Origin of the sequence: Roseomonas populi (assembly GCF_024594815.1) — a bacterium.
Lineage (GTDB): Bacteria > Pseudomonadota > Alphaproteobacteria > Acetobacterales > Acetobacteraceae > Roseomonas > Roseomonas populi.
In genome coordinates this window covers 1-13,185 of the sequence record NZ_JANJOU010000022.1, presented here as the reverse complement: position 1 = coordinate 13,185, position 13,185 = coordinate 1, and the positions used below count along the sequence as shown (strand labels likewise).

The following is a 13,185-nucleotide window of genomic DNA, read 5'->3' as shown; positions in this document are numbered from 1 at the left end:
ACCTCAGACGGCGAGGTACTTGGTGCGGGCCGCTTCATCCGCCCGCAGCGCCTCCATGGTGCCGGACCACACCACACGGCCCTTCTCCACCACCGTCGCGCTGTCGGCCACGCCGCCGGCGAAGTGCAGGTTCTGCTCCGCGAGAAGAATCGTCAGCCCCTCGCCCTTTAGCGCCAGGATGGCATTCGCCATCTGCTCGACGATGACAGGCGCCAACCCCTCGCTTGGCTCATCCAGCAGCACCAGCCGAGGATTGCCCATCAGCGTCCGCGCGATGGTCAGCATCTGCTGCTCCCCTCCGCTCATCCGCCCACCCGGCCGGTCCCGCATCCGCCCGAGATTGGGGAACAGCTCGAACAGCCGCTCCGGCGTCCAGGCCCGCATCCCGCCCCGCGCCCCCTGGCGCCCGACCTCCAGGTTCTCCATCACGGTCAGATCGGCAAACACCCGCCGGTCCTCCGGCACGTAGCCCAGCCCGCGCCGCGCGATCCGGTGCGGCTCCTCTCCCGCGATCTCCACCCCGTCAAAGGCGATCCGCCCCGCGCTCGGCCGCACCAGCCCGATCACCGACTTCATCGTCGTGCTCTTGCCCGCACCGTTGCGCCCCAGCAGCACGCGCACCTCGCCGGCGGCGATGGTCAACGCCATGTCCTGCAGAATGTGCGCCCGCCCGTAATGCGTGTTCAGCCCTTGCACCGAGAGCAGCATCGTCAGTGCCCCCCGCTCGTCGCGCCGGTGCCGAGATAGATCTCCCGCACCGCCGGGTTGGCCCGGATGGAATCCCCATCCCCCTCCGCGATCAGCACCCCGCGGTTCAGCACGAGGATGCGGTCCGACACGTCGAACACCACGTCCATGTCGTGCTCGGTGAACAGCACCGCCACGCCCCGCTCCGTCGCCAGCCGCCGCGTCAGCTTCATCAACCCCACGCGCTCCACTGGCGCCATGCCCGCCGTCGGCTCGTCCATCAGCAGCAGCCGGGGCCGGTTCGCCAGCGCGATGGCCAGCTCCAGCCGCTTCAGGTCGCCATAGGCCAGCACGCCCGTCGCCCGCTCCGCCTGCGCCTCCAGCCCCACCTGGGCCAGCAGCGCATCCGCTTCCGTCAAGTGCCGCCCCGCCACCGGCCGCCAGAACTGCCAGATCTCCCGGTGGTGGGAGAGCAGCGCCATCTGCACGTTCTCCCGCACCGTCATGGACCCGAAGGTGGCGGTGATCTGGAAGGTCCGCCCCACCCCCGCGCGGGAAATGGCGCGCGGCGAAAGCCCCGTGATCGCCTTCCCCTCCAGCAGCACCGAGCCCTTATCCGGGTTCAACTGCCCGCCCACCATGTTGAAGCAAGTGGACTTGCCCGCCCCGTTCGGCCCGATCAGCGCCAGCATCTCCCCGGGCGACACGGCGAAGGAGACATCCCCCACCGCCTGCACGCCGCCGAAGGACTTGCTAAGCCCCTGCACCACCAGAACGCTCATGCCTCGCGCCCCCGCAGCCACAGGCGCCGCGCGGCGCCCGCGATGCCCTCGGGAAAGGCCACCACCAGCAGCACGATCACCGCGCCCAGCACCAGCCGCCACAGGTCGGTGGAGCGCACGAGGATATCCGCCAGCCCCGTATAGACCAGCGCCCCGATGATCGGCCCGGCCACCGTCTGCAGCCCGCCCAGCAGCACCATCAGCAGCGCCTCCACCGAGTGGGAGATGGTGATGTAGGTCGGGAAGATGCTGCCCTTGCCGTAGGAGAAGATCGCGCCGGAGAGCCCGCAGGCCGCCCCCGCGATCACGATCGCCACGATCCGCAGGGACTGCACGTCCAGCCCGATGGCCCGCGCCCGCGCCGCCGAATCCCGCGCCGCCCGCAGCGCGTAGCCATAGGGCGCGTAGAGCATCCGCCGCAGCAGCAGCGCCCCGCCGACGGAAAGCGCCAGCGCCAGCCAGTAGAACACCCGCGCATCATGCGCCCATGCCGGCCGCACCAGCCCCAGCAGCCCGTTGTCACCGCCCGTCACATCCACCCACTGGAAGCAGATGGCCCAGACGATCTGCGCGAAGGCGAGCGTCAGCATGGAAAGGTACACGCCGGAGAGCCGCACCACGAACCAGCCGAACAGCGCCGCCACGATCCCCGCCGCCACCGGCGCCGCCAGCAGCCCCACCGGCATCGGCGCGCCGATCCACTGCATCAGCAGCCCCGCCGCATAGGCGCCGATCCCGAACCAGGCCGCGTGCCCGAAGCTCGCCATCCCGCCCGGCCCCATCATGAAGTGCAGGGACACGGCGAACAGGATCGCCACGCAGGCATCCGTCAGCACGGTCAGGTAGTACTCGCCCACGATGAAGGGCGCCGCGATCGCCAGCAGCAGCGCCGCAACCCCCAGCGCCCGCAGCTCCGGCGGGGCCGCACGGATCACGGGTGCGGCCACCGTCGCCTCCCGCGCCTCCGCCTGCGGCCGCCCCAGCAGCCCGTTCGGCCGGAACACCAGCACCACGGCCATCACCAGGAACACCAGCACCAGCGTGATCTTCGGCACCAGCACGATCCCGAAGGCCTGGAGGATGCCGATGAGAAGGCTCGCCACGAAGGCCCCCGTCAGGCTCCCCAGCCCGCCCACCACCACCACCACGAAGGCATCGGTGATGATCGCAAGATCGATGTTCAGATTGGCCGAGGAGTTCGGTAGCGAGAGCGCCCCGCCCAGCCCCGCCAGCCCCGCGCCCAGCGCGAACACCGCGGTGAACAGCGTCCGCTGGTTCACCCCCAGCGCCGCCACCATCTCCCGGTCCAGCGTGGCGGCCCGCACCAGCGTGCCCCAGCGCGTCCGGTTCATCAGCAGCCAGAGCAGCCCCAGCACCACCGGCCCGACGAGGATCAGGATCAGGTCGTACATCGGGAAGCGGCTCCCCCCGATCTCCACGAACTGCCGCAGCCAGCGCCCGCGCGGCAGCGGCAGCTCCACCGGCCCCCACAGCCACAGCGTCACGTCCTGCAGCACCAGCACCACGCCGAAGGTTGCCAGCAGCTGGAACAGCTCCGGCGCCCGGTACACGCGCCTGAGCACCACCACCTCCAGCACCACGCCGATCAGCGCGGTGGCGAGAACGGTAGCCAGGACCCCCAGCACAAACCACTCCGGCTCGCGCGGCAGACGCGTCAGGATGCTCCAGCCGATATAGGCGCCGAGCATCATCAGGGAGCCGTGGGAGAAGTTCACGATCCGGGTGACGCCGAAGATGATCGTCAGCCCGGACGCGACAAGGAACAGCGACGAGGCCCCGGCGAGCCCGGTCAGCAGTTGCGGAAGGATGCTGTCCATGGACTCGCCGAGGGTTCCCGTCAGTTCGCGCTGGCCGGCCGCAGCCCGCGCACGAAGTCGTCGCCCGGCAGCAGGTCCTTGCCGTCGATGTAGCGCCAGTCCGTCATCACGCCCGCATTGCCCTTCAGCGCGGTCTTGCCGACGAAGACGCCCAGCGTGCCCTGGTGATCCACGGCGCGGTACTCGCAATTGCCCACCGGCGTGTCGAAGCGGGCGCCGCGGAAGCCCTCCACCAGCTTCTCCACATCGGTGGAACCGGCCTTCGCCACACCGGCCGCGATGGACTGGATCAGCGCGTAGCCCACCAGCGAACCGCACATCGGCTTCGCGTTGAAACGCCGTCGGTAGTCGGCCGCATAGGCCTTGTGCGCGGCGGTATCGATCTGCTCGCCGGGATAGCCCGTCACGATCCAGCCCTCCGGCGCCTCGTCGCCCAGCGGGTCCAGGTATTCCGGCTCGCCCGTCAGCAGGGAGACGACAGAGCGGCGCTCGAACAGCCCGCGCGTGTTGCCCTGGCGCACGAAGTTCGTCAGGTCCGGCCCGAACAGCACGTTGAAGATGCCGTCCGGCTTCATCGCCTCCAGCGCCTGCACCGTGGCGCCCGCATCCACGCGGCCCAGCGCCGGCCACTGCTCGCCCACATAGGTCACGTCGGGGCGCTTGGCGCTCAGAAGCTGCTTGAACCACCGCACGCCGGACTGGCCGAACTCGTAGTTCGGGGAAACTGTCGCCCAGCGCTTCGCCGGCAGCTTCGCCGCCTCCTCCGCCAGGATCGCGGCCTGCATGTAGGTGCTGGGGCGCAGGCGGAAGGTGTAGCGGTTGCCCTTCTCCCAAACCATGGAGTCGGTCAGCGGCTCCCCGCCGACATAGAGCTTCTTGTTCTGCGCGGCGTACTCGCCCAGCGCCAGCCCGACGTTGGAGAGATAGGCGCCGGCCAGCACGTCCACCTTCTGGTCGTTCACCAGCTCGCCCGCCAGCCGCACCGCGTCCTGCGGCCGCCCCGCATCGTCGCGCGTGATCAGCTCCAGCTGCCGCCCCAGCACGCCGCCCTTGGCGTTGATCTGCTCCACCGCCAGTTGCATGGCGTTGCGGTAGGGCAGGGTGAAGGCGGGGTTGGAGGTGTAGGAGTTGATCTCGCCGATGCGGATCGGCGCGGTCCCCTGGGCGCGCAGGATGCCGGGCAGGGCGAGCGTACCGGACGCGCCGAGGATCAGGCGCCGCGAAACGAGCATGGTGCTACTCCTGGTCGAATTGGGAAGCGGGACGGGGCCGGTTATTCGGCCGCCAGCGGGGCCTCATCAAGAACCTTGCCGTCCCTCGTCACCGGCACGCCGTCGAGTTCCACCGAGCAGCGCCGCAGCGGGATGTCGATGTGGCAGGGCGTGTTGCGCGTCCCGCCCGCCTCGGTGTTCGGCCCCAGCGAGAAGAGGAAGTTGCCCGCGAAGGCCCGCGCATCCATCCCGATCGTCTGCTCGCGGTCGTAGAGCGACAGCACGGACCACCGCGCCCGGTCCTGCAACCCCCAGCCGATATGGGAAATGGCGTAGGCCTCGGGATCGTTGAAGCTGTCCATGTAGTCGCGCAGCAGCTCGGCATCGAGCCCGCCCTCGACCTTCACGGCGTAGCCGTCCTTCACCGTCAGGACGATCTTGTCCTGCGTGTAGGACTTCTGCGGCAGCAGGATGTCGCCCCGGTCAATCACGATCGTCCCGTTCGACTTCCCCTCGTTCGGCCAGGTCGCCAGGAAGCCGGAGGGCCAGTGGTCCCACCGCCCCGGCGCGTCCACGAAGCCGTACTCCTCCAGCAGCGGGTACTCGCCGATGGCGAAGCGGATATCGGTGCCGGCGGCGGAGGTGACGTGCATCTCCTTCGCGGCCTTCAGCTTCTCCGCCGCCGCCTTCACCCGCAGCTTGTCCTCCATCGTCGGCACCAGCCGCGCCAGCACCTCCGGCGGCTCCACCGCCAGCAGCATCCGCGTCCCGCTCTCCAGGATCTCCCCCTGCTCGGGAGAGAAGAGCAGCAGCATCAGGTCCAGCACCAGATCGCTCGCCTTCAGCGCGGCCATCCCCGCCGGGTTGCCCGTCAGCGGCGTGTCGCCCACGAAGGCCAGCGCATCGCGCGAGAGGGAGGCCTCGCCGTTCATCGGCGGCAGGTCCAGCCGGTTGACGATCGCGCCCATGCCGCGCGCCGCGATCATGGCGGTGGAGAGCGTCTGCGGGTGCGTCGCCGCCCCCGTCAGCACTGTCACCACCTCCCCCTGCTTCAGCTTCGACAGCGTGAGGACCTTCTTCCAGGCCTCGACCATGTCCGCATCGCTGATCGCCATCGGCTCTGCCTTCCCGCTGAAACTAACTGAGCGTACAGTTATGTCCGAAGCGCGTGGAAGCGGAATTCCGCCTTGCGGCGCAACATCCCGCGTGCCCACAAGCCCAATCCGCCTATCTTGCATGCACGCTGCAGGACAGGTGACCATTTCCTGCACACACCCAGGGACACTCCATGGACCAGCACTTCTACGAACCCCGGCTCGGCCATGGCCTGCCGCACGATCCCTTCAAGGCCATCATCGCGCCCCGCCCCATCGGCTGGATCAGCAGCGTGGACCCGGACGGCCGCGTGAACCTCGCCCCCTACAGCTACTTCAACGGCTTCGGCTCCGCGCCCCCCGTCGTCGCCTTCGGCAGCGAGGGCCGCAAGGACAGCGTGCGGAACATCGAGGCGACCGGCGAGTTCGTCTGCAACTTCGTCACCCGCGAGCTGGCGGAGGCGATGAACCAGAGCTGCGCCCCCCTTCCCCACGGCATGTCGGAGTTCGAGCACGCCGGGCTGGAAGCCGCGCCCTGCCGCCTCGTGCGCCCCCCGCGCGTCGCCGCCTCCCCCGCCGCGCTGGAGTGCCGCGTGCTGCAGGTGGTCTCCCCGAAGGATCTGGACGGGAACGAGATCGGCACGCACATCGTCCTCGGCCAGGTCGTCGGCGTGCACATCAACCGCGCCTACCTGAAGGACGGCCTCTTCGACACCAAGGCCGCACGCCCCATCGGCCGCTGCGGCTACCGCGGCGACTACGCCGAGATCGGCGAGATGTTCGAGATGATCCGCCCCAACTTCCCCTGATGCGCCTCACGCTGGAACAGCTCCGCGTCTTCGTCGCGGTCGCGGAGCGCCAGCACGTCACCCGCGCGGCGGAGGCGCTGCACCTCACCCAATCCGCCACCAGCGCCGCGATCGCGGCCCTGGAATCCCGCAACGGCCTCCGCCTCTTCGACCGCATTGGCCGCGGCATCGCCCTCACCGCCGCCGGCCGCGAGTTCCTGCCCGAGGCCCGCGCCGTGCTGGCCCGGGCGGAGGCGGCCGAGACGGCGCTGGCCGACCTCGCCGGCCTCGGCCGCGGCACCCTCCCCGTCCACGCCAGCCAGACCATCGCGAGCTACTGGCTGCCCCGCCACCTCGTCGCCTTCCGCCGCGCCCATCCCGGCATCGCCGTGCCCCTCGCCGTCGGCAACACCGCGCAGGTCGCGGCCGCCATCCGCGCCGGCACCGCCGAACTGGGCTTCGTGGAGGGCGCGGTGGATGATCCTCTCCTGCTCGCCCGCACTGTCGCCACGGACCAGCTCGTCATTGTCGTCGCGCCCACCCACCCCTGGGCCCGGCACCCTCCCGCCGGGCTGCCCGAACTGGCGGAGAGCGAATGGGTGCTGCGCGAAGCCGGCTCCGGCACCCGCTCCGCCTTCGAGGAGGCCCTCCGCGCCGCCGGCCTCGATCCCCGGGCCCTGCGGGTCGCGCTCGACCTCCCCTCCAACGAATCCGTCCGCGGCGCCGTGGAAGCGGGCCTCGGCGCCACCGCCCTCTCCGCCTCCGTCGCCGCCCCCTCCATCGAGGCCGGGCTGCTCCACCGCGTTGCGCTGGACCTGCCCGCCCCGGCGCTCCAGCGCGCCTTCCAGGTCCTGCACCACCGCGACAGGCCGCCCAGCCGCGCGGCGGAAGCCCTGCTCGCCCTCCTGCCAGGGAAGTGAGCGCGGCGCCCGATCCCGGGGCGGCCGGCGAGCGAAGGCGCTACTCTCCCAGGTCGAGCGCCTGGATCAGCGCCGCCACGCGCGGATCATCCGCCGCCATCCGGGCCCTGAAGGCACGTGTATCAAGATAGGTCGCGGCCACCGCCTGCTGGCGCGCCACCTCCCGGTAGGCGGGCGTGCCCAGCACCTCGCGGCACGCGGCCTCCAGCCGCTCCACCACCGCCCCCGGCGTGCCGGCGCGCAGGAACAGCCCGCCATAGGTCACGGAGACCACGTCCAGCCCCAGCTCGTGCACCGTCGGCACCTCGGGCATGGAGGGCAGCCGCTCCCGCGCGATCACGGCCAGGGAGCGCAGGTTCTGCGACTGCACGAGGAAGGTGGTGCTCATCCCCATGTCCAGGGAGCCCGAAAGGAGGTTCGTCGTGAAGTCCGCCTCCCCGCGATAGGGCACGTCCACCAGCTGCACGCCGGCCTGGCGCCACAGCTCGGCGCCTGCCAAGTGCGGGCCGGAGGCCGGGCCGGTATGGCCATAGCGCAGCGATCCCGGCCGCGCCTTCGCCTCCTCCAGCACCTCGCGCAGCGAGTGGAAGCGCGAGGATTGTGGCACGGCGACGTGGAAGACGTTGTCGAAGGTCTGGCAGACCGGGACGAAGCTCTCCGCGCCGTAGGGCAGGTTCCGCACCCGGTGCGTCTGCACGACGATCGGCGTGACGGGCGAGAAGGCCAGGGTGTAGCCGTCCGCCGGGGTGGTGGCGACAACGCCCATGCCGATGGTGAGCGAGGCGCCGGTGCGGTTCATCACCACCACGCGCTGCCCGAGGACGCGCCCCATCTCCGTCGCGAAGACACGGGCCATGAGATCCGTGCCCGAGCCCGGCGGCAGCGGCATGATCATCTGGATCGGGTGGTCCGGGTAGGTGTCCGCCGCGCGCGCCGGCGGCGTGCCGTGGCAGGAGAGCAGCCCGGCCAGCAGCAGCGCGGGCCAAGCGCGGCGCATCCCTCGATCCATCGGACCGATCCTCCCAATGCTTTTCTCGTTCACCCTTCATCGGCGCCGGCCGGCAGGGGCCGCCCGGCGCCATCCCTCCCCGGCACGCCGGGGCTGCGCGCCGCCTCAGGCCGCGCGCTTCAGGTCGCTGCGGTCGATGACGGAAAGATTGAGGTTCGTCAGCAGGCGGTAGATCGTGTCGATCTCCTCCTGCTTCGGCTTCGGCATGGGCGCGCGCATGAAGGGGCTGGGGATCAGCCCGCGCAGCCAGGCCGCCGTCTTGTAGCGGATGTGCAGCCGGCCCATGTCGGCGATGTACTCGTGCAGGTCCACCAGGCCGCTGTTCCAGACCTTGCAGGCGCCCTCCAGGTCGCGCCGGTCCCAGGCCTCCAGGTGGTCCAGCATCGGCTCCTTGGCGAAGGTCCAGAAGCCGCTGAGCGTGCCGTCGAACATGTCGGTCAGCCGGTACTCGTGGAAGCGCGAGGCGAGCGCGCCCATCACCGCCACGGGCCGGTCGAGGGAGCGCAGTCCCTTCGCCACCATGCGGAACCCGTCATAGGTGTAGGTCATCTTCCACCCGACGATGTTCGGCACGGCGCGGCAGATCGCCAGCGTCGCCTTGACCGGCAGGCCGGGGTAGAAGGGGAAGTCGCTGCCGCTGACGGGATGCGTGATGATCGGCAGATCCACCGCGCGGTCCTGCGCGATGATCGTGTCCAGCCAGATCTCGGGATAGGCGTCGGCGTCCCAGCAGGAGGTGACGTCCTGCGCCCCGCCGGGGGGCGTCACGAAGATGCCGTCCGCCCCCAGCGCCTTCGCGTCGCGCGCCGTCTCCACCATCTCATCCGTGGTCAGGGCCCAGGTGCCGGCGATGACCGGAAGCTTGCCATGGGCCTCCTCCATGGCGATCTCCAGCACGCGGCGCTTCTCCTCCCGCGTCAGGTAGAAGATCTCGCCCGCCTCCGGGTTCACGCAGAGCCCGCCCTCGGCGGCGAAGCGCGGGTCGTCCGCGTAGTAGCGGACGTAGCGGCGGAAGGCCCCCTCATCGACCTTCATGCGCTCGTCGAAGGGCAGCAGCAGCGCGACATAGCGCCGGTGTCCGATGGTGGTCATCCCGTCCTCCCGTTGCGGCCCGCGGATGGGCCGTCTTGAGGGAAAGCATGGGCGCCAGCCCCGCCATTAATCAACGATTAGCTTTTCATGAAAACATGAATTTGGCGCATAATCGGGCCAGGGAGGCGCGCCCATGATCGACCTGTCCCGCGTGGACCTGAACCTGCTCGTGATCTTCGACGCGCTAATGACCGAGCGGAAGGTCACGGCTGCTGCCGCGCGCGTCCGGTTGACCCAGCCCGCCGTCAGCCACGCGCTGCGCCGCCTGCGCCTGCTCTTCGGGGACGAGCTCTTCATCCGCGGCGCGGGTGGGATGCAGCCCACTGCCCGGGCGCTGGACCTGCACGTGCCGATCCGCGCCGCAATCGGCCATGTCCTCTCCGCCCTCGGCGGGCAGGAGGCTTTCGACCCCGCGACGGCGCGGCGGGGCTTCCGCCTGGCGATGACGGAGGTGATGACGGTGGAGCTCCTGCCGCGCCTCATCCCCCTCCTGCGGCGCGAGGCGCCGGGCGTGGACCTCATCGTCGTGGGCAGCGGCGCGGGGGAGGCGGCGGACGTCGTCGCCGCGGGCGGTGCGGAGCTCGGCATGGGCGTGCTACCCGACCTGCCGGAAGGCCTGCTGACGGAGGAGCTCTACGCCGACACCCTCGCCTGCGTCGTGGACCGGCAGCACCCGCTGCTCCGCGACGGGCGGCTGACCCTGGAGGACTACCTCGCCGCTTCGCACGTCACCGTGGCAAGCCAGCGGCACCTCGGCATCGAGCTGGACGACATCCTCGCCAAGCTCGGGATGCGGCGCCGCGTGGTGGCCGTGCTGCCGCACTACGTCGCCGTGCCCGCGGTGGTCGTGGGCACGGACCTGGTGGGGCACATCCGGCAGCGGCTGGTCTCCATCCACGCCAGCCACGAGAGGCTGCTCCTCTTCCCGCCTCCCATCCCGGTGCCGCTGCCGCCGCTTCGCTTCCTGCAGGTGTGGCACCGGCGGGACGACCGCGACGCCGGGCACCGCTGGCTGCGAGGGCTGGTGCGGCAAGCCGTATCGCTGGGCCAGGGAACCGATCCGCCGGAACGCGGCTAATCCGCCGCACAGCGGGCCGACAAACCCTCAGGCCACCCCCAGCGCCCGGATCAGCCCCAGGCTCACCGCCCCCAGCAGCAGCAGCGACGCCACCGCCGCCCCCACCACCCGCCCGCCCGAGCGCGCGACCATCCGCACGTCCACACCCAGCCCGAGCGCCGCCATGGCGAGCACGGTAAGCGCCGTGGCCGCTGCCGCCATCGGCCCCAGCAATGCCGCCGGCACCAAGCCCAGCGACCGCAGCGCCGCGAGCCCGAGAAAGCCGAGGATGAACCAGGGCACCAACCGGGAGAGCGGCGGCCGCGCCCCGCCCTGCCGCGGCGCGACCAGGGAGAGCGCCAGGACGACCGGCCCCAGCATCAGCACCCGCACCAGCTTCACCAGCGTGCCCACCTGCACGCTCAGCACCCCGATCGGCGCCGTGGCCGCCAGCACCTGCGGCACGGCATAGACGGTCAGCCCGGCCAGGACCCCGTACTGCCCGGCGCTCAGCCCCAGCAGCGGCGCCAGCAGCGGCAGGGCCAGCACCACCCCCACCCCCAGCACGGCGGTGAAGGCGATGGAGGCCGCCACGTCCTCGCCCTCCGCCCCCACCACCGGCGCCACCGCAGCGATGGCGGAATTGCCGCAGATGGAGTTGCCGCAGGCCACCAGCACCGCCAGGCGCGGCGACAGCCCGAAGGCGCGCCCCAACGCGTAGCTCGCCAGGATCGCCACCACCACCACCACCGCGATACCCAGCAGCAACTCCCAGCCCACCGCCAGGATCGTCGCCGCGCTCAGCGAGGCGCCGAGCAGCACCACCGCCACCTCCAGCAGCATCTTGGCCGAGAAGTCGATCCCCGGCTTCCAGCGCGCCCCCGGCCGCCACGCGGTGCGGATGGCAACGCCGAGCAGGATGGCGAGCACCAGCGTCTCCAGCCAAGCCCGCCCGAACGCGGCCTCCTCTATCCGCGCCAACCCCAGCGCGGCGAGCGAGACGGTGGAGCAGAGGGTGACGCCCGGCAGAAGCCGGGCCACGCGGTCGGGCAGTGTCATGGAATGGCAACCTCCGCGGCGGGGTGTGCGCCGGCGGAAGTCACTCAACAAACAGATGAATCTGATCGGAACAATCGTTCGGGCCGATCGTGGCCCGGCGCTACTTCGTCCCGAAAAGCCGGTCCCCCGCATCGCCCAGCCCGGGGCGGATATAGGCGTGGTCGTCCAGCGCCCGGTCCACCGCGCAGGCATAGACCGGCACGTCCGGGTGCGCCTGCGCCAGCACGGAAACCCCTTCCGGCGCCGCCAGCAGGCAGGCGAAGCGCAGGTTGGCGCAGCCCGCCGCCTTCAGCCGCTCCAGCGCGGCCGCGGCCGAGTAGCCGGTGGCCAGCATGGGATCAACCACGATGACCAGCCGCTCCGCCACGTCCTCCGGCAGCTTCAGCAGGTATTCCACCGGGCGCTTCGAGATGGGGTCGCGGTACATCCCGATATGCCCCACCCGGGCTGAGGGAACGAGATCCAGCATCCCCGATGCGATCCCGTCCCCCGCCCGCAGGATGGAGACGATGCAGAGCTTCTTGCCCGCGATGGCCGGCGCCATCATCGGCTCCAGCGGCGTGTCGATCGGCACGTCCCGCACCGGCAGGTCCCGCGTCAGCTCATAGGCCATCAGCAGGCTGATCTCGCGCGCCAGCGCCCGGAACTCGCCCGTGGAGGTCTCCCGCCGCCGCATGATCGTCAGCTTGTGCTGCACCAGCGGGTGGGTGAGGAGCGTCAGCCTGGGGTGCACCTGATCCATCGCGCCGCGCCTCCTGCCCGCCCGGCCCCAGAGGGGAGCCCGAGAGGCGGGGCCGGCGCGGCCCTCCCATAGCGCAGCGCCGCACGCGGGCGAAGGCCGCGCCCACGCATCCTTGTTTTCACCCGGCGCCGATGCCGCCTTCATACCGGCGGGCATGAGGACCGACGCGGCCCCGGGAAGGACGGAACGGCACATCCGGGCGCCGTGACGCGCGAAAACCCGCCCGCCTGCCCGGCCCCCGGAGGTTCCCACACGGCCCGTTCCCGCCCTATAGCCGCAACGAAGCACCCACGGCGCCCCGCCCCCTGCCCTGGCAGGGCCGCAATCGCCTAATATCCCCCACCCCAGGCCGCAGCACCGCCCGACGAGGACCAACACCCCGACCATGCGCGTGATCGTCACCGGCGGCGCCGGCTTCATCGGCTCCGCCCTCGTCCGGCACCTGATCCTCGACCTCGGGCACGAGGTGCTGGTGATCGACAAGCTCACCTATGCCGGAGACCGCCGGACGCTGGCCCCCTGCGAGGGGCGGCCCGGCCTCGCCTTCCTCCAGGCCGACATCTGCGACGCCGGGCAGATGCGCGCGACCTTCGCCGAGTACGCGCCGGACGCGGTGATGCACCTGGCGGCCGAGAGCCACGTGGACCGCTCCATCGCCTCCGCCGCCCCCTTCATCCAGACCAACGTGATGGGCACCTTCGCCCTGCTGGAGGCCGCCCGCGCCCTCGTGGCCGGCTACGACGCCGCCCGGCGCGAGGCATTCCGCTTCCTCCACGTCTCGACCGACGAGGTCTTCGGCTCCCTCGGCCCTACCGGCGCCTTCACGGAGGAGACGCCCTACGACCCGCGCTCCCCCTACTCCGCCAGCAAGGCGGGCTCGGACCACCTCGCCCGCGCCTGGCACGA

Annotated in this window: 13 protein-coding genes; 4 read left to right on the top strand and 9 right to left on the bottom strand. The window is 71.1% G+C overall.

Translation table 11 applies throughout. The features are described 5' to 3' along the window. Window positions 1-3: 3 nt before the first annotated feature. The 5 genes from NRP21_RS20990 to NRP21_RS20970 are packed head-to-tail and all read right to left on the bottom strand — an operon-like array spanning window position 4 to window position 5,633. A complete protein-coding gene (locus NRP21_RS20990) occupies window positions 4-708 on the bottom strand; it encodes an ABC transporter ATP-binding protein (RefSeq protein ID WP_408639649.1) in 705 nt (234 codons plus the stop codon). A 2-nt stretch (window positions 709-710) separates the two neighbouring features. Beyond that, the gene (locus tag NRP21_RS20985; protein ID WP_257718192.1) at window positions 711-1,469 is read right to left on the bottom strand and encodes an ABC transporter ATP-binding protein; all 759 of its coding nucleotides are present in this window, start codon (window positions 1,467-1,469) and stop codon (window positions 711-713) included. Continuing rightward, window positions 1,466-3,307, bottom strand: a complete 1,842-nt coding sequence (locus NRP21_RS20980) for an ABC transporter permease (RefSeq protein WP_257718191.1) — start codon at window positions 3,305-3,307, stop codon at window positions 1,466-1,468. The genes NRP21_RS20985 and NRP21_RS20980 overlap by 4 nt, the downstream gene beginning before the upstream one ends. Window positions 3,308-3,327: 20 nt before the next feature. Then, complete coding sequence (locus tag NRP21_RS20975) at window positions 3,328-4,539, bottom strand: ABC transporter substrate-binding protein (RefSeq protein WP_257718190.1); 1,212 nt, start codon at window positions 4,537-4,539, stop codon at window positions 3,328-3,330. A 41-nt stretch (window positions 4,540-4,580) separates the two neighbouring features. After that, on the bottom strand, window positions 4,581-5,633 hold the full coding sequence (locus NRP21_RS20970) for a M29 family metallopeptidase (protein WP_257718189.1): 1,053 nt from the start codon (window positions 5,631-5,633) through the stop codon (window positions 4,581-4,583). A 173-nt stretch (window positions 5,634-5,806) separates the two neighbouring features. Here NRP21_RS20970 and NRP21_RS20965 point away from each other — a divergent pair, with 173 nt between their 5' ends. Together NRP21_RS20965 and NRP21_RS20960 are read left to right on the top strand one after the other, a co-directional pair. Continuing rightward, window positions 5,807-6,421 carry a flavin reductase family protein gene (locus NRP21_RS20965; protein WP_257718188.1) on the top strand — a complete coding sequence of 205 codons (615 nt, stop codon included), beginning with the start codon at window positions 5,807-5,809 and terminating at the stop codon, window positions 6,419-6,421. Further along, window positions 6,421-7,320, top strand: coding sequence for a LysR family transcriptional regulator (locus tag NRP21_RS20960; RefSeq protein ID WP_257718187.1), 900 nt, complete (start codon window positions 6,421-6,423; stop codon window positions 7,318-7,320). The genes NRP21_RS20965 and NRP21_RS20960 overlap by 1 nt, the downstream gene beginning before the upstream one ends. Before the next feature lie 40 nt (window positions 7,321-7,360). On the opposite strand, the gene NRP21_RS20955 is transcribed toward NRP21_RS20960, so the two are convergent. Both NRP21_RS20955 and NRP21_RS20950 read right to left on the bottom strand, forming a co-directional pair. Further along, complete coding sequence (locus NRP21_RS20955; protein ID WP_257718186.1) at window positions 7,361-8,329, bottom strand: Bug family tripartite tricarboxylate transporter substrate binding protein; 969 nt, start codon at window positions 8,327-8,329, stop codon at window positions 7,361-7,363. Window positions 8,330-8,434: 105 nt separating this feature from the next. Next, window positions 8,435-9,421 (bottom strand): dihydrodipicolinate synthase family protein, encoded by a 987-nt coding sequence (locus tag NRP21_RS20950; RefSeq protein ID WP_257718185.1) that lies wholly within the window; start codon window positions 9,419-9,421, stop codon window positions 8,435-8,437. 133 nt (window positions 9,422-9,554) lie between these two features. Here NRP21_RS20950 and NRP21_RS20945 point away from each other — a divergent pair, with 133 nt between their 5' ends. Then, complete coding sequence (locus NRP21_RS20945) at window positions 9,555-10,499, top strand: LysR family transcriptional regulator (protein ID WP_257718184.1); 945 nt, start codon at window positions 9,555-9,557, stop codon at window positions 10,497-10,499. Window positions 10,500-10,526: 27 nt separating this feature from the next. On the opposite strand, the gene NRP21_RS20940 is transcribed toward NRP21_RS20945, so the two are convergent. Together NRP21_RS20940 and upp are read right to left on the bottom strand one after the other, a co-directional pair. Continuing rightward, the gene (locus tag NRP21_RS20940; RefSeq protein WP_257718183.1) at window positions 10,527-11,537 is read right to left on the bottom strand and encodes a YeiH family protein; all 1,011 of its coding nucleotides are present in this window, start codon (window positions 11,535-11,537) and stop codon (window positions 10,527-10,529) included. A gap of 100 nt (window positions 11,538-11,637) precedes the next feature. Next, window positions 11,638-12,279 carry a uracil phosphoribosyltransferase gene (gene upp, locus NRP21_RS20935; protein WP_257718182.1) on the bottom strand — a complete coding sequence of 214 codons (642 nt, stop codon included), beginning with the start codon at window positions 12,277-12,279 and terminating at the stop codon, window positions 11,638-11,640. A gap of 385 nt (window positions 12,280-12,664) precedes the next feature. On the opposite strand from upp, the gene NRP21_RS20930 reads away from it, so the two are divergent. Continuing rightward, the coding region (locus NRP21_RS20930) for a dTDP-glucose 4,6-dehydratase (protein ID WP_257718181.1) at window positions 12,665-13,185 on the top strand (521 nt) is incomplete at its 3' end.